The organism is Winogradskyella sp. MH6, from assembly GCF_022810765.1.
In the GTDB taxonomy this organism is placed as follows: Bacteria; Bacteroidota; Bacteroidia; order Flavobacteriales; family Flavobacteriaceae; genus Winogradskyella.
In genome coordinates this window covers 2630383-2654501 of sequence record NZ_CP094494.1, presented here as the reverse complement: position 1 = coordinate 2654501, position 24119 = coordinate 2630383, and the positions used below count along the sequence as shown (strand labels likewise).

The 24119-nt window shown below is 33.8% G+C and carries 22 protein-coding genes; 16 read left to right on the top strand and 6 right to left on the bottom strand.

Translation table 11 applies throughout. The annotated features are described in order from the left end of the window. The first annotated feature begins 120 nt into the window (after positions 1 to 120). From recG to MST30_RS11960, 4 genes are all read left to right on the top strand, one after another. The gene (gene recG / locus MST30_RS11975; protein ID WP_243471646.1) at positions 121 to 2223 is read left to right on the top strand and encodes an ATP-dependent DNA helicase RecG; all 2103 of its coding nucleotides are present in this window, start codon (positions 121 to 123) and stop codon (positions 2221 to 2223) included. Positions 2224 to 2572: 349 nt separating this feature from the next. Continuing rightward, a complete protein-coding gene (locus MST30_RS11970) occupies positions 2573 to 3967 on the top strand; it encodes a short-chain fatty acid transporter (RefSeq protein WP_243471645.1) in 1395 nt (464 codons plus the stop codon). A gap of 283 nt (positions 3968 to 4250) precedes the next feature. After that, the gene (locus tag MST30_RS11965; protein WP_243471644.1) at positions 4251 to 4784 is read left to right on the top strand and encodes a hypothetical protein; all 534 of its coding nucleotides are present in this window, start codon (positions 4251 to 4253) and stop codon (positions 4782 to 4784) included. A gap of 132 nt (positions 4785 to 4916) precedes the next feature. Then, the gene (locus tag MST30_RS11960; protein WP_243471643.1) at positions 4917 to 5459 is read left to right on the top strand and encodes a DUF2199 domain-containing protein; all 543 of its coding nucleotides are present in this window, start codon (positions 4917 to 4919) and stop codon (positions 5457 to 5459) included. A 52-nt stretch (positions 5460 to 5511) separates the two neighbouring features. Here the strand turns inward: MST30_RS11960 and MST30_RS11955 are convergent, their stop codons facing one another. Continuing rightward, entirely contained in the window at positions 5512 to 6270 is a 759-nt protein-coding gene (locus MST30_RS11955) for a DUF481 domain-containing protein (protein ID WP_243471642.1), read from the bottom strand. Positions 6271 to 6450: 180 nt separating this feature from the next. On the opposite strand from MST30_RS11955, the gene MST30_RS11950 reads away from it, so the two are divergent. From MST30_RS11950 to MST30_RS11940, 3 genes are read left to right on the top strand one after another with little or no spacing between them, the layout of a single operon-like run. Then, a complete protein-coding gene (locus MST30_RS11950; RefSeq protein ID WP_243471641.1) occupies positions 6451 to 7299 on the top strand; it encodes an alpha/beta fold hydrolase in 849 nt (282 codons plus the stop codon). After that, positions 7299 to 7790, top strand: coding sequence for an RNA polymerase sigma factor (locus tag MST30_RS11945; protein ID WP_243471640.1), 492 nt, complete (start codon positions 7299 to 7301; stop codon positions 7788 to 7790). Before MST30_RS11950 ends, MST30_RS11945 begins: the two co-directional genes overlap by 1 nt. Next, the gene (locus tag MST30_RS11940; protein WP_243471639.1) at positions 7780 to 8328 is read left to right on the top strand and encodes a hypothetical protein; all 549 of its coding nucleotides are present in this window, start codon (positions 7780 to 7782) and stop codon (positions 8326 to 8328) included. The genes MST30_RS11945 and MST30_RS11940 overlap by 11 nt, the downstream gene beginning before the upstream one ends. 1 nt (position 8329) lies before the next feature. On the opposite strand, the gene MST30_RS11935 is transcribed toward MST30_RS11940, so the two are convergent. The 3 genes from MST30_RS11935 to MST30_RS11925 all read right to left on the bottom strand — a co-directional run bounded on the left by MST30_RS11935 (position 8330) and on the right by MST30_RS11925 (position 10531). Further along, positions 8330 to 9568 (bottom strand): peroxiredoxin family protein, encoded by a 1239-nt coding sequence (locus tag MST30_RS11935; protein ID WP_243471638.1) that lies wholly within the window; start codon positions 9566 to 9568, stop codon positions 8330 to 8332. A 102-nt stretch (positions 9569 to 9670) separates the two neighbouring features. Next, the gene (locus tag MST30_RS11930; RefSeq protein WP_243471637.1) at positions 9671 to 10315 is read right to left on the bottom strand and encodes a hypothetical protein; all 645 of its coding nucleotides are present in this window, start codon (positions 10313 to 10315) and stop codon (positions 9671 to 9673) included. A 12-nt stretch (positions 10316 to 10327) separates the two neighbouring features. Further along, positions 10328 to 10531 carry a hypothetical protein gene (locus MST30_RS11925; RefSeq protein WP_243471636.1) on the bottom strand — a complete coding sequence of 68 codons (204 nt, stop codon included), beginning with the start codon at positions 10529 to 10531 and terminating at the stop codon, positions 10328 to 10330. A 171-nt stretch (positions 10532 to 10702) separates the two neighbouring features. Between MST30_RS11925 and pheT the strand changes: the two genes are divergently transcribed. The 9 genes from pheT (at position 10703) to ribB (ending at position 22188) form a co-directional block, all read left to right on the top strand. Continuing rightward, positions 10703 to 13129: a phenylalanine--tRNA ligase subunit beta gene (gene pheT / locus MST30_RS11920; RefSeq protein ID WP_243471635.1), complete on the top strand. Its 2427-nt coding sequence runs from the start codon at positions 10703 to 10705 to the stop codon at positions 13127 to 13129. Positions 13130 to 13143: 14 nt separating this feature from the next. Then, complete coding sequence (locus MST30_RS11915; RefSeq protein ID WP_243471634.1) at positions 13144 to 13890, top strand: class I SAM-dependent methyltransferase; 747 nt, start codon at positions 13144 to 13146, stop codon at positions 13888 to 13890. 243 nt (positions 13891 to 14133) lie between these two features. Next, positions 14134 to 14634 (top strand): thiol peroxidase, encoded by a 501-nt coding sequence (gene tpx / locus MST30_RS11910; RefSeq protein WP_243471633.1) that lies wholly within the window; start codon positions 14134 to 14136, stop codon positions 14632 to 14634. 7 nt (positions 14635 to 14641) lie between these two features. Beyond that, entirely contained in the window at positions 14642 to 15013 is a 372-nt protein-coding gene (locus MST30_RS11905) for a diacylglycerol kinase (protein ID WP_243471632.1), read from the top strand. 28 nt (positions 15014 to 15041) lie between these two features. Next, positions 15042 to 15887: a M15 family metallopeptidase gene (locus MST30_RS11900; RefSeq protein WP_243471631.1), complete on the top strand. Its 846-nt coding sequence runs from the start codon at positions 15042 to 15044 to the stop codon at positions 15885 to 15887. A gap of 40 nt (positions 15888 to 15927) precedes the next feature. Beyond that, positions 15928 to 18351 carry an FtsK/SpoIIIE family DNA translocase gene (locus MST30_RS11895; RefSeq protein WP_243471630.1) on the top strand — a complete coding sequence of 808 codons (2424 nt, stop codon included), beginning with the start codon at positions 15928 to 15930 and terminating at the stop codon, positions 18349 to 18351. Positions 18352 to 18369: 18 nt separating this feature from the next. After that, a complete protein-coding gene (locus MST30_RS11890; RefSeq protein ID WP_243471629.1) occupies positions 18370 to 19014 on the top strand; it encodes an outer membrane lipoprotein periplasmic chaperone LolA1 in 645 nt (214 codons plus the stop codon). An 18-nt stretch (positions 19015 to 19032) separates the two neighbouring features. Then, positions 19033 to 21012: an LptF/LptG family permease gene (locus tag MST30_RS11885; protein ID WP_262914434.1), complete on the top strand. Its 1980-nt coding sequence runs from the start codon at positions 19033 to 19035 to the stop codon at positions 21010 to 21012. A 30-nt stretch (positions 21013 to 21042) separates the two neighbouring features. Then, on the top strand, positions 21043 to 22188 hold the full coding sequence (gene ribB / locus MST30_RS11880) for a 3,4-dihydroxy-2-butanone-4-phosphate synthase (protein WP_243471627.1): 1146 nt from the start codon (positions 21043 to 21045) through the stop codon (positions 22186 to 22188). Here ribB and MST30_RS11875 read toward each other — a convergent pair. Further along, a complete protein-coding gene (locus MST30_RS11875) occupies positions 22185 to 23126 on the bottom strand; it encodes a hypothetical protein (protein ID WP_243471626.1) in 942 nt (313 codons plus the stop codon). The genes ribB and MST30_RS11875 overlap by 4 nt on opposite strands. Positions 23127 to 23132: 6 nt before the next feature. Further along, positions 23133 to 24080, bottom strand: a complete 948-nt coding sequence (locus MST30_RS11870) for a hypothetical protein (protein WP_243471625.1) — start codon at positions 24078 to 24080, stop codon at positions 23133 to 23135. Between the last annotated feature and the right edge of the window lie 39 nt (positions 24081 to 24119).

Here is a 24119-nt window from a genome sequence, read left to right as displayed (position 1 = left end):
CTCAATTAAATCAAGGATTAGACCAAAGTAAAGCTTTTAAAACAAACACTAAACCTTATCCTCTAGAAATAACAAAATTTTAGAATTACAGCTTTGCAAGAATTTGGTAAATTCGCAGTTATGAGTGTGAATTTACAAACACCTATTGATTACCTCAAAGGAGTTGGACCAAACCGAGCCGATTTATTGCGCTCAGAGTTGGGTATTCACACCTATCAGGATTTAATTAATCTCTTCCCAAATCGCTACATCGACCGCACCAAATATTACAAAATCAACCAATTACAGCGTAACAATGCAGAAGTTCAGGTCATTGGACAAATAACCAGCTTTAGAGAGGTTGCGCAAAAACGCGGAAAACGCTTAGTAGCGGAATTTAGAGACGATACTGGTGTTATGGAACTCGTATGGTTTAGAGGACAAAAATGGATTAGAGAAAGCCTAAAAACCGGACAACCCTATGTGATTTTTGGTAAAACAAATTGGTTTAATGGTAAATTTAGCATGCCACATCCTGAGCTAGAACTGCTATCAGAACACAAAAAAAATCTACGCTCTGCCATGCAAGCGATTTACCCTTCTACAGAAAAACTATCCAATAAAGGGATTACAAATCGTACGGTTAGCAAAATAATGCAGCAATTATTTTTGGAAACCAAAGGGAGATATGCCGAAACTTTATCTGATACAATTAGAGGAGAATTAAAATTATTATCAAAATCTGATGCACTTTTTAATGTGCATTTTCCGAAGTCTCCAGAGCTGCTTTCGAGAGCTCAATTTCGACTAAAATTTGAAGAATTATTTTACATACAATTACAACTAATTCTAAAAAATTTAATTCATAAAACGAAAGTTAAAGGTTATGTTTTTGACAAAGTAGGAGACTATTTCAACACCTTTTTTAAAGACCATTTACCGTTCGATTTAACCAATGCACAGAAACGTGTCATTAAAGAAATCAGGGCAGATTTAGGCAGTAATGCACAAATGAACCGCCTTTTACAAGGAGATGTAGGTTCTGGCAAAACCATAGTTGCCTTTATGTCAATTCTCATGGGACTTGACAACGGTTTTCAATGCTGCTTAATGGCACCAACTGAAATTTTGTCAGTCCAGCACTACAACGGATTACTTGAATGGTGTAATGAATTGAATATCAGTATTTCACTATTAACAGGATCAACTAAAACTTCAGATAGAAAAATTATTCATCAAAATCTTGAAAATGGCACTTTACAAATCCTAATTGGCACTCATGCGCTGCTCGAAGATAAGGTAAAATTTAAAAATTTAGGACTTGCCATTATCGATGAGCAACATCGTTTTGGAGTAAAACAAAGATCGAAATTGTGGCATAAAAACGAACTGCCTCCAAATGTTTTAGTCATGACTGCAACTCCAATTCCGAGAACCTTGGCAATGTCTGTTTATGGCGACTTGGATATTTCAATTATTGACGAATTACCTGCTGGTAGAAAACCGATAAAAACGGTTCATCGATACGACAATAATCGACTGAAAGTTTTTCGATTTATGAAAGACGAAATTGCCAAAGGCAGACAAATTTATGTGGTCTATCCTTTAATTCAGGAAAGTGAAAAAATGGATTACAAAGATTTGATGGATGGCTACGAAAGTATTTCCAGAGAGTTTCCTACACCAAACTATCAAATCTCAATAGTCCATGGTAAAATGAAAGCCGAAGACAAAGATTATGAGATGCAACGCTTCGCAGAAGGTAAAACCAACATTATGGTTGCCACTACTGTAATTGAAGTTGGCGTTAATGTACCTAACGCATCTGTAATGGTTATTGAAAGTGCTGAACGCTTTGGTTTATCGCAACTGCATCAGCTTAGAGGACGTGTTGGCCGTGGTGCTGAGCAGAGTTACTGTATTTTAATGACTGGCCATAAATTGAGTAACGATAGTAAAACCAGATTGGAAACCATGGTACGCTCTAGCGATGGTTTTGAAATTGCCGAAGTAGATCTAAAACTCAGAGGTCCTGGAGATATTATGGGCACACAACAAAGTGGTGTTTTAAATCTTAGAATTGCAGATATTGTGAAGGATAAAGATATTCTACAAAGCGCACGACACCACGCTAAATCTGTTTTGAATTTGGATCCAAGTTTAGCTTTACCTGAACATAAAATGATTTTGAACACTTACAGACAAATGAGTAAGTACCGTAATATCTGGAATTACATTAGTTAAAGCTCTAAAATCCTTCTTTCCGATAATTTCTACATATTATTAAGATCCTGAAACAAGTTCAGGATAACAATAGATGGTTTATATAGATTAGGGTCTTTTGTGATGAGATTCCTGCTTTCGCTGGAATAAAAAAAGGCCTGGCACCAACAATAACCAGACCTTTCAAAACATAACCAAACGTGTTTTGCTGATGAATATGTTTTCAAGGTAGATGGATTTTAAAAGCAAGGCTGTTAGCGACTTGTTAAAGAACTGCAACCAATTGTTAATTAACGTATTATTAAGAGGATTGTTATCAAAGCATAATTTCTACAAATCCCTTATCTTAGTTGCACCAACTAACATTCTTATGATTACCAAACTCGGTCAAAAATTTACAGACGGTTTTACCAAATACATGCCTAGCGCATACGTCTTTGCACTACTACTTACGTTATTAACTTGTATTTTGGCGCTTGCGTTTACAGACAGCAAACCCATAACTATTTTAGAAGGCTGGTATAATGGTTTCTGGAGTCTCCTAGCCTTTGGGATGCAAATTGTGCTCATTATTATTACTGCCTATTGTATTGCTCAATCTTCGCCTGTAAAAAAAGGCATTGACTATATTACTAAATACATAAAAACACCAACACAAGTCTATGTTATAATTATTGCTCTTGGCGCACTACTCTCTCTTATTAGCTTTGGCATGGTTGTGGTTACTGCGATTTTAGGACGCGAGTTGGCATTACGTATTAAAGGCATTCATTACCCTTTTTTGGTGGCTTGTGTATACTTTTCTTTTAATGGCTGGGTTTGTGGACTATCAAGCTCTATTGCCTTATTACTAAATACCGAAAATAACTTTTTAATACAAGAAGGTATTTTAAACGATACGATTTCTACAAGCTATAGCTTAGGAGCAAATCTAAACTTTGCCATGATTATTTTGTTTGTAGTGGTTTCACCAATTTTAATCTGGTTGCTCATTCCAAAATCTTACAAAGGCAAAGAACTCAAAGATTTGCAAACCTTATTAGACGACGAGGAAAGCTCAGTAAAAGACGAAGCGCTCTCTTATAAACTGCCATACAAAGCACTTTCTGACGCCTTAAATAACGCTGGCTGGTTACAGCTTACCGTTGCAGCATTAGGATTAATATACATTGTCTACCACTTTAAAACTAAGGGTTTTGACCTCAACTTTAATATTATGATTTTTATCTTCATTGTGGTTGGCATGTTACTGCACATTACACCTATGCGCTATAGTATTGCTATGAAACGTGCCAGTAGCAATATATCTGGCGTGTTGTTTCAATATCCATTTTATGCTGGTATTATGGGTATTATGTTGGCTTCTGGTTTGGGTGAAAAAATAAGCGACTCTTTAGTTTCTATTGCGACTACAGAGAATTACGCCTTCATCTCTTACATAACAGGAGGAGTCATTAATTTTGCCATACCTTCTGCAGGTGGTGAGTTTGCCGTTATTGGCCCAAGCATTATTAGCATGGTACAAGAGCTTGGATCTAGCCTCTCACCTACCGAAATTACAGCCATGACAGCCAGAGCTTCTATGTCTGTAGCTTATGGAGAAAGCTTAAGTAACTTGTTACAACCTTTCTTTTTGCTCATTGTATTCCCAGTAATGGGTAAAGGCATTAAAATACAAGCCAGAGATATTATTGGTTATTTGTTTATCCCTTTTGTGGTATTATTTGTGATACAAGCACTTTTGGTGACGTATTTACCCTATTAAACAAAACATCGCAAACCAAAGTTTAATGAATTTACTCTGTTGAATTCTTTAAAAACGAAACGTAAATTTTTTGAGACCAAAATTGCTGATTAGTGCATTTCAATCATTTTTTTGTGATGTATTAAAACAACTTTTAAAGCACAAAGGTGCGACATAACTCACTTTTATATAGTTGTGCTATAATTTGCAAAAAGGTGCTGAATAACACATAATCAGGGTTGTATATGCGTACTTTTTTGGCTAGGTTTGTATATATAACCGTTAGGCACAAGCTGAAAATCGAATGGCGAAAAAAATTGGACTTCTAATACTAATTGTAATTATCTCGACAATTCTCGCTTCGATTTATGGAATTTTCCACAATCAAATCTCTTACTCAATCTCGAATGAATACTTTACGAAATTCAAACTTGAACAATTCGGATTTGTTGCCTATCCAGATACTGTAATTATGACAATTGGTGTTGTTGGATTTTTATCTACTTGGTGGTTTGGACTTTTAATCGGACTAATAAATGGATTATTCGGAATGATTCAACCGACACCGAGAATAATGTGGAAAAGTACGTTCGGAGCAACAATTCGGACTTTATTAATCGCAATCGGATTTGGAATCGTGGGAATTTTGGTTGGCAAGTTCATAATTTCAAACTTAAATACTAATTGGAATCTTCCAGCGGATTTGACCGACCGAAAAAGTTTTTTGACTGCTGGAACAATGCATAATTTCAGCTATCTTGGTGGAATAGTCGGACTGATTTACGGAATAATATATCAACTGAAAATAAAAAAAGCCAGTGCCCAACAACGTGTATAATTCATTGCTTCTGATTTTCCTCATCGGAAAATCCTCGCGCTGAATTATTGCCTGTAATTTTTAATTAAATTAGTTGCTGAAACACGCAACGAAATCATACACAAACCGTTGTATGCAAGCCGAAAAAGACAAATGAGATTATCGAAAATATTCAGAAAAGGAAAAGAAACAACTTTTAAATGTAACTGTTGCGGAACTGAATATGACGAAATTCCTTTGTGTTTTGGTTCTGAATTTCCTGACTACTACTTCTCTATTCCACCAGAGGAAATTGAAAAACGTGTAGAACTTGAAAAAAGTTTATGTGTAATAAACAAAACTCATTTCTTTCACAGAGGACGAATAACAATACCTATTTTGGATTTTAATAAAGACTTATATTTTGACATTTGGACTTCAATAAGTCCTGAAAATTTTGAAATTAGGATGAACTGTTGGGGAAGCCCTAATCGTAAAGACTTTGGACCTTATTTTGGTTGGTTACAAAATCAAATTCCGACCTATGAAAATACTATTAACATAAAATCAATTGCGATTGAACAAGACGCAGGAACTATTCCTGAAATTGAAATTACGGAAGAAAATCACCAATTAGGAATTGACCAAAATAACGGAATAACTTATAAAAAAGCAATGGAAATTGTACAATATGCCCTTAAGTTACAACACGAATAAAAATAAAGTCAGCATACAACAATGTATAACCGCAATTACGTCGGATTTAGCCTCAATAACTCTTCAACGTCAATCCAAAAGTTAAAAACTGATCCTCACGTTTTTGGTCTTGCACTACAATACTTTCAAACGTATGTAAGTAATTAATCTTAAAATTGAGGAATTTCCAGATTGGGAATTCGAGTCCAAAATCTGCTTGCCAACGGTAATTATTGCTTTCTTCTAAAGATGGCTGCACATAACTTTCGTGGCTTAAAATCATTTTTTCTTTAAAAAGATAATACTTTCCGCTTACCCATACTGTGCTACGCCAAGTATTAATTTCATCTTTACCGTCGTAATCGTTAAGATTAAAATTTGTATTATTAAAATTGGTTTGCTCATACTCACTGGTCAAAGAAAACTTCAACCAATTCTTATCTTTTTTATACACCTGAAAAGTAACTCCACCACCCAACAAAGAACGCGAACTGATTTCTCGCCTATAGTTAGTACTTAGAAAGCCCAAAAGTTGTGGATATATCTTTTTTTCAGGGTTAAAGTATAGAAAGTTAAGGCTTAAAAAATCAGCATCGGCTTTTTCTTTACCAAACTCCTGATACACATAAGAGTTTTGGGTTTTTACGACCCATTTTTTCCAAGGTTTGTAGGTAACACCAGATTTAGCTCTAAAAATTAAAGTCTCTACATTACCACCTTGCCAAAAGCCTGTGAGCGACAAGTCGGCTTTAATCTTTAACGAATCACTTTCATTGATTTGTGCAGAAAGCCATATTGGAAATAGCAATAAAAAATATAATATCTTTTTCATTATAAACTCATCAAGTAATTACACTTTTATATACAATGCGAAGATATTTATTTATCAACTTTTAAGCGTGAAGACCACTAAAAATCTACGATAACGTTTTCTGAAATTGAAATTTTTAAATCTTATGATGTAACATTTTCTAATATCTGCATCTAAAGGAAAAATTAAAACGTAAAAATTATGAAAACAATAGTAATATTAATTCTTTCAACATTTTTTTCTTTTTCGTTTCCAACAGAGCAAACACCAAAAGCTATACACGTAGAAGTCTCAGGAAAAGGTAAACCCATTATTCTAATTCCCGGATTTACAGTTCCTGGAGAAGTTTGGAATCCATTAGTTAAAGAATTGGAAAACAACTATGAATGCCATGTGGTAACTTTAGCTGGTTTTGGTGGCAAAGCACCTATTGAATTTCCTTGGTTACCTAAAGTTAATGAATCGCTACACAGCTACATTACAGACAACAACTTAGAAAATGTCACTATTATTAGTCATAGCTTGGGTGGCACAATAGCTACATGGCTCGCCAGTAGAGATCAGTCTAAGGTTTCTAACATAGTTATTGTAGATGCTCTACCTGCAACAGGTGCTTTGATGTTTCCTAATTATAACCCAGATAGTTTATCCTACGACAGCCCATATAATAAGCAGCAGCTTGCCATGAACGACGAACAATTTGAACAAATGGCTACAGCAATGTCTCAAGGTATGAGCCTTAACAAATCAGCACAAGAAGACATTAAAGCATGGATAATAAAAGCTGACCGAAAGACTTATGTTTATGGCTATACAGATTATCTGAAGTTAGACCTTAGAGAAGATTTAAAAAATATTACGATACCAACAACAATTATTGCCGCAACAAAACCCTATGGCAAGGACATGGTTACAAAAACCTATAATGACCAATATGCTAATCTGAAAGATTATAATTTTATTTTAGCTGATGATGCTGCACATTTTATTATGTTAGATCAACCTGATTGGTTTTTAGATACAGTCAAAACGGTTTTATCACCTCAATAATGATTACAGAAAAAGACTTTACAACAATTTACAATACACATGCCTCAAAAGTCCATAGACTTTGCCTGGGCTATGCGTCTGGTGACCAGTATATTGCAAATGAATGGCTACAAGAAACGTTTATAAAAGTTTGGAATCATAGAAAATCATTTAAAGGAGAAGCTTCAATTAACACATGGATTTATAGAATAGCAGTAAACACATGCTTGAGCGATTTGCGCAAAACCAAAAAAAGTGTTCCCATTAACGAGTCTATATTAATGAACAATACTATTGATCGTAACATTACTGAACATGAGTTAAAGCTCAAAAAAATGTACAGCTGCATAGATAAATTAACCGAACAGAATAAAGCCTTAATCCTTTTAGAATTAGAAGATTTACCTCAAGCAACCATAGCAGAAACCGTTGGATTAGCACATGGCACGCTTAGAACACGACTAAGCCGAATAAGAAAATCACTTTTAAAATGTATTACAAATGGAAAATGATATACTAAACAACATATGGAACAGTCAGGATAACGAATCCATAAGCAATCCTGAAGCTATTATTAGCAAAGCAAAAAAACAGCGCAAAAGACAATATTGGTCTGTATTAATTATGAGTTTAACCGTAGCCATACTTATTGGCTACACCATCTTTGTCTCACCAAATCAATGGAATAACTTCGCATTGGGTTTATTACTAATGATTTTGAGCTTAGTGTTTAGAATACTATTAGAACTACGTACTATTTATCTTAAAGAAAGTAAACTTATTTCATTAGATAGCAAATCATACAAAACCTATCTTAAAAAGCATTATAAATTACGCTTATGGATCAACTACATCATAACACCTATTTGTATCGCAATCTATATCTATGGCTTCTATTTGCTATTACCTTACTTTAAACGTGAGTTTTCAGAAGGCTTTTATCTCTACCTTTTGATTTCAGGATTTGCCTCAATTGCTAGTGTTATTGCTGTTATCATATACAGTATCCGGAAAGAATTACGTTTTTTAAATAAGTTAAAGCAAAACTAAATTATTCGCTCAGCAACTCAGCTACAAAATTTTCAAACTCGTTTTTAAATTCAGAATATTTTTCGCCAGTTGCTGGGCCATTAAAACCTGTGTGTATTTTTCTAACCCTTCCTTTTTTATCTATAAAAATTGAAGTTGGATATGACAACACATGATTAAGCATCGGTAACTTTTCTTGTGCTTTTGTTTTATCTGCACCACCATATTGTGCTAAAAGTATAGGGTAATTTATATTTATTTTACTCGCCAAACGATCTATACGACTAAAGGCAGTTTCTTTATCCTTTGCATACTCAAAGGCTAAAGCAACAAACTCTATACCTTTATCTTTGTTTTTCTTGTAAAAGTCTGCGTAGTATTTACTTTCATCTAAACAATTAGGACACCAAGTTCCCATTATTTGCACCACAACAACTTTATCTTTAAAACGGTCATCCTTTAGACTCATCAACTCATCTGAGGTATTAGGAAACACAAAGTCTAAACTGTCATAACCTTCTTTTAAATAGGTTAATGTGTTAGAGCTCGGCAGTTCGTAGTTGGCATTGCGTTTGGCCTCAAAAGGCTCTTTCCAGTGGTTACCAGAATAAAAATAACCATTCATTGTACTGTCTGTAACTGTTGCTGTAAAATAAAAAGCATGAGCTCCATCAAAGGTTGAAAGTTTTAATCGTGTACCGTCTAATACACCTTCCAAATAACGATAATCTCCTGTTGTAGTTCTAAAGGTTCCTGTAACCTTACCGTCATCTTGTTGCTTAAAAATACCCTTAGCTATATACTCATCACCTTCAACACCTTTACTAAAAACCGTTTCCCAAACACCTTCAATATTATAAGCCGCACCTGTTCCTGTTCCGAACCTTATGGCATTTTTGTAAGTCGCCTCAAAGGGTACTTTTCTATTTCTATCAGGACTAACATAATAACCAGATAAGTTATTCTCTTCAGTTATTTTAGCGACCAAAAAATCTTTAAATACTGGTAAGTTAATATATACTGAATCATTCTGATAGTCTATTTCATCAACAACGATAATTTCATCTGCATTGTAAATCTCTAAAGTTTTATCAGATTCAACCTTGAAGATAAATGGAATTTCCTCATTATCTTGAATTAGAATTGAGGCTCTGTAGGTTCCTGACTTTAATGATTTGCTTTGGTTTTGAGAATTGGTTTTAGTATCGTTCTTACAAGAAAAAATTAATACGCTTACCAAAAGTCCTAATAAATATCGCATAAATTTTGGGTTTATATAAAGTTCGAAATAACAACAATTACCTTACATAAAAAAGGCACTAATCAAATTAGTGCCTTTTCCCTATCTTCTGCAAAAGTATTATTACTCCTTTTCCTTAGTAATTGTTTTAAGACGTTCTTCTTTTTTCATGACCTCTATCTTTGCCTCTTTAACTGTTTTCTCATAATCTGATAACTTTTTCTCTGCTTTCTCAATTCTATCTTGCTTAGTCTTAAGAACCTCTTCAGAAACTTTTCCTGATTCTCTTTGTTTTCTTAAAGATTCTTTAGCCTTTGCAATTTTATCTCTACTTTCTTTTATCTTTCTATCAGAATCAGAAATAATTTCTTTGGTTTTCTTTATTTTTTGGTGTGCCTCAGTTGCTCTTGCTTGCCCAAATTCGCGACCTGTTAAGCCTTGCTTATCTTTACCATAAGCATTTCCGTTATTAGATTTTTCCTTAACCTCTTTAATTTTTTCTTTCCCTTTTTCTTTTGTCTTATCTAGATGCTTGTCTTTATTCTTATGTGCTTTATCCTTTACTTCTTTAAGCTTAGCATTTCCTTTATCCTTTGCTTCTTCTATTTCCTCAACTTCTTTAACCTTCTCCTGTTTTTTACCTTTTACCTCTTTAACGTGCTTTTCTACTTTTTCTTTAGCTTCTTTAGATTTACCTTGAGCGTAAACCATATTTTGCATACCAGATACTATTACTACCAGCACAAATAATCTCAATAAATTTTTCATATTCATTATGTTTTATAAGCTATCTAAATCTTTTAGAGCTTCTTCTAATTCTACTTCTTTTTTATTAATGTTATCGCCTATAACCTCTACTTCTGCCTCTACAGCATCAATATCTTTTAGCTTAGCATTTTCTTGAGCTTCATCTTGCTTTGTTTCTCTACAGGAAAAGCCTATAAGCAGAGTAAACAAAAGTGTTGCTTGTGTTAATTTTTTCATTTTAATACGATTTATTATTCAACTAATTTAGACAAAAAATTATGGTCTACACATTAATTTGGACACTTCAGTTTGTGTTAAGTCACATAAAATAATTCTTTTAAAGTAACTGTATTCCTATTTTATTAAGCCGCAAGTATTATTATCTTTGTGGCTTGAATAAATCAACACATGAAGATATCATACAACTGGCTAAAGCAGTTTATTAAGATAGATTGGGATGCCGAGAAAACTGGCGAATTACTTACAGATCTTGGTTTAGAAATAGAAGGTATAGAATCCTACGAATCCGTAAAAGGTAGTTTAAAAGGTATTGTTATTGGCGAGGTATTAACCTGCGAGCAACACCCTAATGCTGACCGACTAAAAGTAACAACCGTAAATATTGGTGAGGCAGAACCTGTACAAATTGTATGTGGTGCTCCTAACGTTGCTGCTGGACAAAAAGTACCTGTTGCCACAATCGGAACTACCCTTTATACCGCAGAAGGTGAAGCTTGGACAATAAAAAAAGGTAAAATAAGAGGTGAAGAAAGCCACGGTATGATTTGCGCTGAAGATGAACTTGGTCTTGGCGAATCTCACGATGGTATTATGGTATTAGATGCTGGCTTGAAAGTTGGCACACCTGCTGCTGAGATTTTTGAAGTAGAAAACGATGAAGTTTTTGAAATTGGCTTAACACCAAACCGTGCAGATGCCATGAGTCATTATGGAGTTGCCAGAGATTTAAAAGCAGGTTTATTACAAAAGGACGTTAACCTAGAGTTGATTTCTCCTTCAGTTATGTCTTACCATGTAGATACACGTTCTTTAAAAATTGATGTTGATGTTTTAGACAAAGATAAGTGTCCGCGTTATTGTGGTGTTACAATTTCTGGTGTTAAAGTAGAAGCGTCACCAAGTTGGTTACAAAACCGTTTAAAAGCTATTGGCTTATCTCCTATTAATAATATTGTAGACGTCACTAATTATGTTTTACACGAGTTAGGCCAACCGTTACACGCATTTGATGCAGCAAAAATCTCTGGTAATAAAGTTGAAGTTAAAACCTGTAAAGCAGGTACCAAATTCACAACCCTAGATGAAGTTGTAAGAGAATTGCACGAAGACGACTTAATGATATGCGATGCCGAAAAACCAATGTGTATCGCTGGTGTATTTGGAGGTATAGACTCTGGTGTAACCGAAACTACAACCAATATCTTTTTAGAGAGCGCATATTTTGATCCTGTAAGTATTAGAAAAACCGCAAAACGACACGGACTTAATACAGATGCGTCTTTTAGATTTGAAAGAGGTATCGATCCTAACTTCACAAAATATGCTTTAAAACGTGCTGCTCTTTTAATTACTGAAATTGCTGGAGGTGAAATTACAAGTGATATTTCTGATGCTTATCCTAATAAGATTGAAGATTTTCAGGTTGTATTAAGCTTTGATAATGCCAAAAGGTTAATCGGTGAAGAAATCCCGAAAGAAACAATTAAAAGTATTTTAACCTCTTTAGATATAAAAATAAATAATGTTACCGAAGCTGGCTTAGGACTTACTGTACCGTCTTTTAGAAACGATGTACAACGCGAAGCAGATGTTATTGAAGAAATCTTACGAGTTTACGGTTACAATAATATTGGCACTACCGAAAAGCTTAATGCTTCAATCTCTAATTCGTCGCGTTTTGAAGATTATAAACTTCAGAATATTATTGGTAATCAGTTGGCATCACAAGGTTTCTTTGAAATTATGGCCAACTCATTGACCTCGCCAAAATATATAGAGTTAAGCGAGCAATTAAATGCAGACCATAATGTAAAAATGCTAAATCCTTTAAGTACAGATTTAGAAGTTATGCGTCAGTCCTTATTGTTCTCAGGGTTAGAAGCCGTATCACATAACATTAACAGAAAGCGTGACGATCTCAAATTATTTGAATTTGGCAAGACTTACCATCAATATTCAGACAACAGAGAAGAACACAAGCATTTAGCGCTTTTTGTAACAGGAAATAAAGCACAGGAACGTTGGAACACAAAAGCTACACCTAGTGATTTCTTTTATTTAAAAGGTACTATTGAAGCTGTTCTTGAACGTTTGGGCTTAAACCGATTAAAATCTGCACCTCACAAAACCGATATTCTTAGTGAAGGCATGAGTCTTTCTGTCGGTAAGAAAACAATGGTTGAATTCGGATTGGTTAAAAAATCTGTGTTAAAGCATTTTGGAATTTCTCAACATGTCTTATTTGCGGACTTTAATTGGGATAATGTATTAGAAATGGCGCAACATAATAAGATTAAATTTACTGCCATACCAAAGTATCCTGAGGTTCGAAGAGATTTTGCATTATTATTAGACAACAATGTAACTTTTGACGATATCTACACCATTGCCAAACAAACTGAAAAGCAATTACTTAAAGATATAAATCTATTTGATGTTTACGAGGGTAAAAATCTACCAGCTGGCAAAAAGAGTTATGCTGTGAGCTTTACATTACAAGACGAAAACAAAACGCTTAACGACAAACAGATTGATAAAATAATGTCTAAACTTCAATCTAACTTTGAGTCTAAGCTTGGTGCTGAGTTGAGATGATCTAAGCTCTAGATATGAATATTAACAAAGACATATTTACCTTTTTCGATTCAGGAACTCCTACTTTTACTGAAGCAGATTTCCCACTAGATTGGTCAATGACAAGAAACGAAAAGTTTTGTTTCTTAAAATTATTAGAACTTTTAAGACCAGAGGTAGCTATTGAAATTGGAGTAGAAAAAGGTGGAAGTCTTCAGGTCTTGAGTAAATATGCAGAGAAAGTCTACGCAATAGAAATAGACCAACACAAAGCAGAACATTTAAAGGACAAATTTAACAATGTTGAATTTTTAGTTGGGGATTCTAAAATTATAATACCTCAACTTTTAGATAAAATTAAGCAAGACGGTAAATCTTTAGAATTTGCATTGATTGATGGAGATCATTCTGAAAAAGGTGTCAAAACCGATATTGAAAACCTTATAAAATATATTCCGCCAAAAAGTTTAAACATCATTCTACACGATAGTTTTAACCCAGACTGTAGAAGAGGAATGACGTCTGTAAATTATACAACCAATAAGCATGTTCATTATGTTGAACTAGACTACATTTCTGGAACATTTGAGCCTGATGGACTAAAGAACGAAATGTGGGGAGGCTTTGGTCACATTGTCTTATTAAATGAAGAAAGAACAAGAAATTTAGAAATACAAGAAAGCCAAAAAAGTTTATTTCGTATAACTCAACGCTATTCAAAACACTACTGGAAAAATAAATTCAAATTTCTTAAATCGATCAAGAAAACCTTAAAGAAGTAGCACCTCTTAAATATTTTGTTAGGGCTAATTTTATCTAACAAGAAATTAATTAACTATCGGATTATCACATTTAGCGCTAATTTTTCACTCAATTAGCATGTTTTAAGGAAACCGAAAATCAAAACATTATCCTAGCCATAGATATATCACAAGCTTAATTCATCCTTACAAAAACATTATCATTTTATTTACACTTTTAAATATTGCTTTTTTTATTTTTAACAAAAATTAAAACACTAAACCATGGCAAACGTAACACTCGGAGGAACTCCAGTAGAAACTATAGGAAATTTACCTGAAGTTGGTAGTAAAGCACCAGATTTTAAACTAACAGATACTGAATTAAAAGACAAGAACAATTCAGATTTTAAAGGTAGCAGATTAGTATTAAATATTTTTCCAAGTGTAGACACAGGTACTTGCGCACAATCGGTAAGAACTTTTAACGAGAAAGCCAGTCAGTTAGAAAACACCAAAGTACTTTGTATTTCTAAAGATTTACCATTTGCAATGGCGCGTTTTTGTGGTGCTGAAGGTTTAGACAATGTCATAAGCCTATCTGATTATAAAACAGGTCAATTTGGAAAAGACTACGGTTTAGCATTTGCCAGCGGAGCATTTGAAACTTTACTATCTAGATGTGTTGTTGTTATAGATACAGATGGTACTGTTTTGCATACAGAGCAAGTTTCAGAAATTGCAGACGAACCAGATTACGCAAGTGCCTTAAGCAGTTTATCTTAATTATTAGATGCAACAAAACAAAGAGCCCTTTATTATTAATAGAATAAAAAGTGTTGGCTTCGCTTTTAAAGGAATGCTTATTCTTATTAAAACCGAAGCTAGCATTAAAATTCAGTTCTTTATAGCTATCGTTGTTACCATTGCTGGTTTTTATTTCAATATTTCAACTACAGAATGGATGTTTCAAACTGCAATGATAGGCCTAGTAATGAGTATTGAAGGTGTTAATACTGCTGTAGAATATATTGCAGATTTTATCCATCCTGATCATCACCCAAAAATCGGACTCATTAAAGATATTTCCGCAGGAGCTGTTTTTATCGCTTCAATAGTTGCAGTTATTGTCGCAGGAATAATTTATCTGCCTAAGATTTTTTAAATACCAAACTTAAGCTTAATTACGTTACATGATTGAAAACTTAATCAATCTTAGACCAATGGTGTACAATAAAATGAAGTCGCTTTCTGTTTTACTCTCTCTTATTTTAATTGTTACAAATTGTCAAGATAAGCCTAAGCCTACTTCAATAGTACTTGAAACTAAAACTAATATTGAGATTGATACTAAGCCACAAAAAAGTAAACTCTTAAAAGACACACTCAATATCACTACAGATTTTGTTCTCGGTAAATTCGATTACAAATCTGACTCAACATTTACAAAGGTAGATTCAAAATATTCAGCAAAAGAAATTTATATAAACACCATTGTTTACTCTGCATTTTTAAAAATGTCCGAGGCTGCAAAAAAAGACAGTATAGATTTCAAGATTTTATCTGGTACAAGAAATTTCTATGAACAAAAAGCCATTTGGGAGCGAAAATGGAACCTTAATAGTAACCTAAATCCAATTGATAGAGCAAAGAAAATTTTAGAGTACAGTTCAATGCCATCTACATCTAGGCATCATTGGGGAACAGATATAGACTTAAATAGTTTAAATAATTCGTATTTTAACACCGGAAAAGGCTTAAAAACATACCAGTGGTTACAATCGCATGCCAATAGTTTTGGATTCTATCAGGTTTACACCAATAAAAATAATGGAAGAACAGGATATAATGAAGAAAAATGGCATTGGTCTTTTGTACCTTTGGCAAGTAAATATTTAGAGTTTTATAATTCTAATATAAAAACAGAAGATATTTCTGAATTTGAAGGGTCTCATCTTGCTAAAGATCTTCGTATTATTGAAGATTACGTTAATGGGATTCCTACTGAAGTGAAAAAATATAAACAACATACACCTTAAAAGCATAGAGGTAGTTACCGAAATCGCATTCGGAAAAAATATGGCAAAAAAGACAACTAAAAAGAAAAATACAACCAAAACCAAGGCTAATACTAAAAAACCTTTTAAAAAGCCTTCGCTTACGTTATCCAATCAGCAAAAGCTCATTTTTGGGAGCTTACTGATTATTTTGGGAGTGCTTTTATTTATTTCCTTTTTGTCATTCATATTTACAGGAAAGGAAGATCAAAGTGCATTGGGTAATTTTCCTGAACGTTCAGAAACATACAAAAACTGGGCAAGCCAATTAGGTGCTTGGGTAAGTGAGTTGTTTATAAACAAAGGATTTGGTGTTCCGTCTTTTATTTTTTCTGGTTTAATTTTTCTGTCTGGTGTTTATGTAACCTTAAATCTCAAAAAAGCAAAACTCAGAAAACATTGGATTTGGGGAACATTAATTGTCATTTGGCTATCTATTTTCTTTGGGTTCTTTACTCATAAATACGACATTCTTGGTGGTACTATTGGTTTTGAAATGAACCATTTCTTTCAGGATTATATCGGTAAAATAGGCACTGCTCTACTACTACTTTTTGGGCTCATCGCTTATCTAGCTTTACGATTTAAAGTTACTGGCGATACGTTTGTAAAACTTTTTAGTAGTGCAAAAAAGGATTTTCAAAATGACATGAATCCTAATGGAGAAGATGAATCGCAAACTGCCATTGTAGACAATAGCTTAACTGAAGAAGCCGAAGCTATTAAATCTGCTTTTGAGATTTCTCTCGATAAACCAGAACCTACAATTAGCAACCATTCTAAACCAAAAGAAGACAACGAGCCTTTAAATATTGAAGTTAAGCCTCAACCTAAAGAAGAAACAGAATTAGAGTCAGAGCTAAAGGTTGAAGTTGAAACGGTAGAAGAAGAAAAATCTGAAACTGATAATTTAGCCGATAAACTAGTGGAAGACTTTGGGCAATTTGACCCAACTTTAGAACTGAGCAACTATCAATTTCCGCATTTAGATTTATTAAAGAAATATGATAATGAAGGTATTTCTATAGATCAGGAAGAACTTGAAGAAAATAAAAACCGAATTGTAGAAACACTTAGCAACTACAAAATTGGTATTACGAGTATTAAAGCAACTATTGGTCCTACAGTTACACTTTACGAAATCGTACCAGATGCAGGTATTAGAATTTCAAAAATCAAAAATCTTGAAGATGATATTGCATTATCTCTTGCTGCTTTAGGAATTAGAATTATAGCACCAATTCCTGGCAAAGGTACTATTGGTATTGAGGTTCCGAACAAAAAATCAACCATAGTTTCTATGCGTTCGGTAATTGCATCCCAAAAGTTTCAGCAATCTAAAATGCAATTACCTATTGCTTTTGGTAAAACAATCAGCAACGAAACCTTTGTGGTAGATTTAGCCAAAATGCCTCACTTACTTATGGCTGGTGCAACAGGACAAGGTAAATCGGTTGGTTTAAATGCTGTTTTAACTTCACTATTATACAAAAAACATCCTGCTGAAGTAAAGTTTGTACTAGTTGATCCTAAAAAGGTAGAATTAACGCTTTTTAATAAAATAGAACGTCATTATTTGGCTAAACTTCCAGATAGCGAAGATGCCATCATAACTGACAATACCAAAGTTATTAACACGCTTAACTCTCTTTGTATAGAAATGGATAACCGTTACGAAATGCTTAAAAATGCATTTTGTAGAAATATTGCTGAATACAATGCAAAATTTAAAGCCAGAAAATTAAATCCTAATGATGGTCATCAGTTTTTACCTTACATCGTATTGGTAGTTGATGAGTTTGCCGATTTAATAATGACAGCTGGTAAAGAAGTAGAAACACCTATTGCCAGATTGGCACAGTTAGCACGTGCTATTGGTATTCACCTTATCATTGCAACGCAAAGACCTTCGGTTAATGTAATTACAGGTATTATTAAGGCAAACTTCCCTGCACGTATCGCATTTAGAGTAACGAGTAAAATAGATTCGCGTACCATTTTAGATGGTTCTGGTGCAGATCAGCTTATCGGTCGTGGTGATATGCTTTATACACAAGGTAACGACCTCATCCGTCTACAATGTGCTTTTGTAGATACACCAGAAGTTGAAAAAATCACAGAGTTTATTGGCTCTCAAAAAGCCTATCCAGATGCACATTTGTTACCAGAATATGTTGGTGAAGAAGGTGGCACAAATCTTGATATAGATATTGAAGACAGAGATAAATTGTTTAGAGAAGCTGCTGAGATTATTGTGACTGCACAGCAAGGATCAGCTTCTTTATTACAACGAAAACTAAAATTAGGCTACAATAGAGCTGGTAGAATTATAGACCAGTTAGAGGCTGCTGGGATTGTAGGGCCTTTTGAAGGTAGTAAAGCCAGACAAGTTTTAGTCCCAGATTTAGTAGCTCTAGATCAATTATTAGAAAATGAACAACAATAAATCTTACACTCACATAAAATGAAACGATTATTAATTTTAGCATTCATCACTCTTGGTTTTACAGGTTTTGCTCAAAATGACTCAAAAGCTGAAACTCTATTAAATGAAGTAAGCAATAAAATAAAAAGTTATAAGAATATTTCTATCGACTTTAAATACGAACTTAACAACGTTAATGAAGAAAACATGAGCCAAGAAACTCGTGGTGACGTTGTTATTGAAGGTGAAAAATATAAATTAAACATATTAGGAGTTACAAGAATTTTTGATGGCAAAACACTTTATACCATTAGTCCTGAGGATGAAGAAGTAACTATTTCTTCAGACAACTCAGATGATGAAAGCACGATTTCACCTAGCGATATGTTATCTTTTTATGAAGATGGTTATACCTATAAAATGGATATTGTTCAAAATGTAAAAGGTCGCAAAATTCAGTATGTAAAATTGAGTCCTATGGATACCAACTCTGAAATAAAACATGTCTTATTAGGTATAGATGCCACGACAAAACACATTTACAACCTTATTGAAGTTGGTAAAAATGGAACAAAAACAACATTAACTGTTAATTCTTTTCAAACCGACCAACCTATCTCAAAAACCTTGTTTACTTTTGACGAAAGTAAATATGCTGATTATTACATCAACAGAATAGACTAAGGTTTTAATACTTAATGTGTGAAAATACTAGATAGGTACATACTTATCACATTTTTAAGGACGTTTTTTAGCGTCTTTATTATATTCATGTTCATCTTTGTACTGCAAGGTGTATGGCTTTATATATCAGAGCTTGCAGGTAAAGACTTAGATGTTTCTGTAACTGCAAAATTTATTCTCTACTACATGCCAAAGCTTATTCCTTTGGTTGTACCACTAACCATCTTGTTATCTTCAATTATGGTTTTTGGAAATTTTGCCGAGAACTATGAGTTTGCAGCCATGAAATCTACAGGCATCTCTCTGCAACGTGCCATGCGAAGTCTTAGCGTTTTTATTGTTGCACTTGGTATTGCCTGTTTCTTTTTCGCTAATAATGTTATTCCTTGGGGAGAATACAACTTTTACAACCTAAGAAGAAACATTGCCAAAGTTAAACCTGCCCTTGCCATTGCAGAAGGGCAATTCAATGAAATTGGCAACATCAATATCAAAGTCGACAAAAAAACTGGAGACAGAGGTCAATATTTGGAGAATGTATTAATACACGATAAAAGTTCTGCCAGACTTGGCAATTACAAAGTCATCGTTTCTGAAAAGGGTGAATTAAAAAGTAGTGAAGATTCTAATGTGTTGCAATTAGAACTTATAAACGGCAACTATTACGAAGAGATTATAGATAAAGATATTCGTAAAAACATTAACAGACCTCATGCTAAAAGCTATTTTGACAGCTACACCATTAATGTAGACCTAGAAATTCTTAATGACGAAGACCTTGACGAAAAAAATTATAAGGGTCGTCATAACATGCTTAGTATAGACCAACTTAACTATACTATAGACAGCTTAAAAGGTCAACGAAAAGAAGATTACAAAAACCTATCTCGTACACTATATAACCGTACAACTTACGCTGCTTTAAATCTTAATATTAATACAGAAAAAGATTCTTCTTTTATTGGCAATGTTATTGATCTCTTTCCTGCGAACAAAAAAGGACAGATTATAAATCTTGCTTTAAACTCAGCAAACAGTACCAACCAAATCATAGATTCTAATAAAAAGAATTTCGAAGGCAAATCCATCCATTTAAATAAGCATATCATTGCTTTTCATGAAAAATTTGTGCTAGCCATCGCTTGTATTATCTTGTTCTTTGTTGGAGCACCTCTAGGCGCTTTAATTCGCAAAGGTGGATTAGGGTTACCAATTGTAATTGCTGTTGTGCTATTTCTTACCTATCACTTCTTTGGCATATTTGCCAGAAATAGTGCTGAAAAAGGAAGTTTTAGTCCAATAATTGGTGCTTGGTTATCTACAGCTGTTATGCTCCCTTTGAGTATTTACTTAACTACCAGAGCTACTAATGATAAAGGGGTTTTTCAGTTTGATGCTATTATAGTTCCGCTTAAAAGATTATTTACTCCAAAAAACAAACTACAACTCTCTGAAAGCGAAACTAAATCTTACAACTACTACAAAAAATATTCTGTAGAAGAGTTAGTTAATGTTATAAAGGAACAAGGTGAATTTGATCTTGATAAAAAACCTAAAGAAATTGCTCTACATAACCTTCTAAATAGAAATATTCCTTTAGAGAATCTAAAAAAGGAAGGATTAGAAGTAGATGATAAACTCATTAAAGGCAAAGGGTTACTGAAAGATTACAAAGATTATTCAAAAACAAGTTTGGTAAGTTTTCTTATTGGAGGAGCCTTACTCGGCTTACACTTTATTTGTAAAAACAACAAATTACCAGAAGTTGCTGATGCTTCTCTTAGCTTAAGTATCATTGCATTTATATTTTTTGCAATCTATGTTGTTGTAGATGCCTTTGTGTATTCTAAGTTTTATAAAACCATTGGTCAAAAAAGTAAGAGAATAAATCCTATTGTTTTAATTTTTTCGCTTCCACTCTACCCTTTAAAGTATATTATCCTTAGAAATAAGATTACGTACGACTTCTATCAAAGTTGTATCAGTAACATTAAATAACCGTATCTTTGCTCATCTAAACGCTTAGTTATGAATACTACCATGAATACAGAAACCAAGTTAAACACTATTGAAGAAGCTATTGAAGACATTCGTCAAGGCAAAGTAATTATTGTTGTTGATGATGAAAACCGTGAAAATGAGGGAGATTTCTTAGCTGCTGCTGAAAAGGTAACACCAGAGATGATTAACTTTATGGCTACTCATGGTAGAGGCTTAATCTGTGCTCCGCTTACAGAACATCGTTGTGAAGAATTAGAACTCAACATGATGGTAAGAAACAACACAGACCCTATGGAAACTGCTTTTACCGTTTCTGTAGACTTAAGAGGTAATGGTGTAAGTACAGGAATTTCTGCTAGCGATAGAGCCAAAACGATTAAGGCTTTAATACAAAAAGATACTAAACCTTTTGAATTGGCAAGACCTGGTCATATTTTTCCGCTAGTAGCTAAAGAAGGTGGTGTTTTAAGACGTACAGGTCATACAGAAGCTGCAATAGATTTTGCACGTTTAGCTGGTTTTGAACCTGCTGGTGTTATTGTAGAAATCATGAATGAAGACGGAACTATGGCTCGTCTTCCTCAGTTATTAGAAGTTGCCAAAAAGTTTGATTTAAAGATTGTTTCTATTGAAGATTTAGTGGCTTATCGCATGGAGCACGACTCTTTAATAGAAAAGAAAGAAGATTTTAATATAGAAACACGTTTTGGTAAATTTAGGCTTAGAGCTTATCTACAAACCACCAACAACCAGGTACATATTGCATTAACTAAAGGCACATGGAAATCTGATGAAACGATTTTAACTCGTGTTAATTCTACTCTGGTTAATAACGACATTCTTGGTACACTAACCAATAATGCCGACCAAAAACTAGATGATATGTTTAACGCCATCAATAAAGAAGGAAAAGGTGCTATTATCTTTATCAATCAGCAAGCGCAATCCATGAACTTATTATCGCGTTTATCTGTTTTAAAAGAAAACCAAAAAGAAGGTCAATTGGTTAAAGCACCTAGAATTTCTATGGACTCTAAAGACTTTGGTATTGGAGCTCAAATCCTTCACGATTTAAAAATTAGTAAAATCAATCTTTTATCTAACAGCCTACAGACCAAACGTGTTGGTATGATAGGTTACGGCTTAGAGATTGTAGATTATGTTGGTTACTAATCAATAACTTTAAAGGTTTTAAATAAGCCTTTTTCTTTAGCATTAGGTACTTCTGAAATAAAGGCATAGTTTCCTGGTGTAAGCGAAGCCTTAAAATAACCTGTTGCTCCTGTTTGTAAATCGTTAATTCCTCCTAAGAATGTTAGTCCTTTTGGAGCTGGTGACCTAAACGCATTTAAATCTGCTGCATTTATCCAGTTATTCAATGTATCAGTTAAGATAAAGTTATCTAACCTAACGAGGTTAACATCATGCCCTAACATGGTTTGATAAGTCGTTTGGTCTTTAAAATGTACTCCAAAAACATGATCTCCAGCTGTAATAGAATCGTTTAGAACAATCCCTTCTTTCGAAGACACAGAAAGATTAACACTAGATTTTGGTCGCTCCAATTGGCTTTTCCGATCAATAACAATAACCTCTTTAAGCATTCCGTAGTAGACATGAGCCATACCATTAGGCATTCTTACATAGCATTCCATGGCGTATATTCCTGGTTCTAAATAAAACGTTGATTCTCCAACAACGTTTGGTGAAATCAATCCTACACCACCAGAGACTTTAACCTTAGAAAACCAAGTGGGAATAGTTTCAAATTGCTTTAATCCTTCATCTACTTTTCCTTGAAGTAAAAGTTCTGTTGCTTTTTTAAAAGGTGGAATTAGTTCGTTTTTATAGTTAGCAATACGAATGCCTTCTGGTAATTTTTCAAGCAGAAAAAAATGAACCTCATTAGATTTGTTTTGGTACTTAAACGTATTCCAGCCAGCTTCTAAAGTATCCTTCATTTGAAATTCCATACCTTCCGAAACTACTTTAATAGGTTTATAAATTTCAGTAGCTGAGAACTTATTCGAAGATTCGCTTTTATCTGACTTACATGACATAAAGAATGCCATTAATAGAATGATAACAAGTTTTAAATTTGTATTTCTCATAACCTTTTAATCTACAACAAACGTTTTCAGCATACCTTTTTCGTCTGCTTTTGGTGTTTCTGAGACCAGTACGTAATTTCCAGGCTCTAGCACAACTTCAAAGTAACCAGTCTCACCTGCTTCACAGTTATTCATGCCTCCAAGAAACTCAAATTGATCTGGTGCAGGTGTTCGCAAACCATCAGGATTCATCCAGTTTAGCCAATGCACTAACGCATCCATATCTGCACCATCTTTGTATTTAATTAGATTGACATCGTGCCCTGAAAAATGCTCATGAGGCACTTGGTCTATAAAATCTACTTTAAAAATGGTTTTGCCAGCGGTAGGTTTTCCATCAAATTCATAGCCATTTGTGCTAGAAACACTCAGCGTATGAGTTGCTTTTGAAGGTTTGTGATCTGTTGGTTCATCCACAACCGTGATAAACTTCCACATCCCATGAGAAGTATGCCACTCGCCATTAATCGCTTTCACGTAGCATTCCATCATATACTTGCCAGGCACTAAATTGATGGTTGATACTGCTGTTTTGCCAGGTGATATAAGTCCTGAGCCACCATAACGTTTAACATCATTGAACCACGTTGGAATCGTACCAAATGCAGCCATAGCACTGTCTACCTTCTCTTCAATTAAATATTTCATTCCATCGTCAAATGCTGGCATTAAATGATCTGTAATGTCAGATTTGACTATACTGTCTGAAGGCAATTTGTCCATTAAGAAAAAGTGCACTTCACCAGATAAATTCTTATAACTAAATGTTGTCCATCCGGACCTTAGAGTATCTAAAGTTTGAAATTCCATAGCTCTAGTAATGACTTCTACTTGACCGTAATTTTCATCACTTGCAATGTCTTCTATTGGTTCTGTTTTCTTTTCATTTTTACAGTTAAAAAAAAGTAATACTGATAATAACAAAATCAGACTGGTTAGATTATTAGTTTTCATATTTGTTTGGTTAGTATTTTAGTTATATAAAATAATGAT

Bases quoted from the DNA above. Each gene is read 5' to 3' on its own strand.
- MST30_RS11950 (WP_243471641.1), top strand. From the start codon at position 6,451: ATGAAAACAATAGTAATATTAATTCTTTCAACATTTTTTTCTTTTTCG.
- MST30_RS11960 (WP_243471643.1), top strand. From the start codon at position 4,917: ATGAGATTATCGAAAATATTCAGAAAAGGAAAAGAAACAACTTTTAAA.
- MST30_RS11925 (WP_243471636.1), bottom strand. From the start codon at position 10,531: ATGAAAAAATTAACACAAGCAACACTTTTGTTTACTCTGCTTATAGGC.
- MST30_RS11895 (WP_243471630.1), top strand. From the start codon at position 15,928: ATGGCAAAAAAGACAACTAAAAAGAAAAATACAACCAAAACCAAGGCT.
- MST30_RS11890 (WP_243471629.1), top strand. From the start codon at position 18,370: ATGAAACGATTATTAATTTTAGCATTCATCACTCTTGGTTTTACAGGT.
- MST30_RS11965 (WP_243471644.1), top strand. From the start codon at position 4,251: ATGGCGAAAAAAATTGGACTTCTAATACTAATTGTAATTATCTCGACA.
- MST30_RS11955 (WP_243471642.1), bottom strand. From the start codon at position 6,270: ATGAAAAAGATATTATATTTTTTATTGCTATTTCCAATATGGCTTTCT.
- MST30_RS11915 (WP_243471634.1), top strand. From the start codon at position 13,144: ATGAATATTAACAAAGACATATTTACCTTTTTCGATTCAGGAACTCCT.
- MST30_RS11930 (WP_243471637.1), bottom strand. From the start codon at position 10,315: ATGAAAAATTTATTGAGATTATTTGTGCTGGTAGTAATAGTATCTGGT.
- MST30_RS11945 (WP_243471640.1), top strand. From the start codon at position 7,299: ATGATTACAGAAAAAGACTTTACAACAATTTACAATACACATGCCTCA.
- MST30_RS11875 (WP_243471626.1), bottom strand. From the start codon at position 23,126: ATGAGAAATACAAATTTAAAACTTGTTATCATTCTATTAATGGCATTC.
- recG (WP_243471646.1), top strand. From the start codon at position 121: ATGAGTGTGAATTTACAAACACCTATTGATTACCTCAAAGGAGTTGGA.
- tpx (WP_243471633.1), top strand. From the start codon at position 14,134: ATGGCAAACGTAACACTCGGAGGAACTCCAGTAGAAACTATAGGAAAT.
- MST30_RS11905 (WP_243471632.1), top strand. From the start codon at position 14,642: ATGCAACAAAACAAAGAGCCCTTTATTATTAATAGAATAAAAAGTGTT.
- MST30_RS11935 (WP_243471638.1), bottom strand. From the start codon at position 9,568: ATGCGATATTTATTAGGACTTTTGGTAAGCGTATTAATTTTTTCTTGT.
- pheT (WP_243471635.1), top strand. From the start codon at position 10,703: ATGAAGATATCATACAACTGGCTAAAGCAGTTTATTAAGATAGATTGG.
- MST30_RS11940 (WP_243471639.1), top strand. From the start codon at position 7,780: ATGGAAAATGATATACTAAACAACATATGGAACAGTCAGGATAACGAA.
- MST30_RS11870 (WP_243471625.1), bottom strand. From the start codon at position 24,080: ATGAAAACTAATAATCTAACCAGTCTGATTTTGTTATTATCAGTATTA.
- MST30_RS11900 (WP_243471631.1), top strand. From the start codon at position 15,042: ATGATTGAAAACTTAATCAATCTTAGACCAATGGTGTACAATAAAATG.
- MST30_RS11970 (WP_243471645.1), top strand. From the start codon at position 2,573: ATGATTACCAAACTCGGTCAAAAATTTACAGACGGTTTTACCAAATAC.
- ribB (WP_243471627.1), top strand. From the start codon at position 21,043: ATGAATACTACCATGAATACAGAAACCAAGTTAAACACTATTGAAGAA.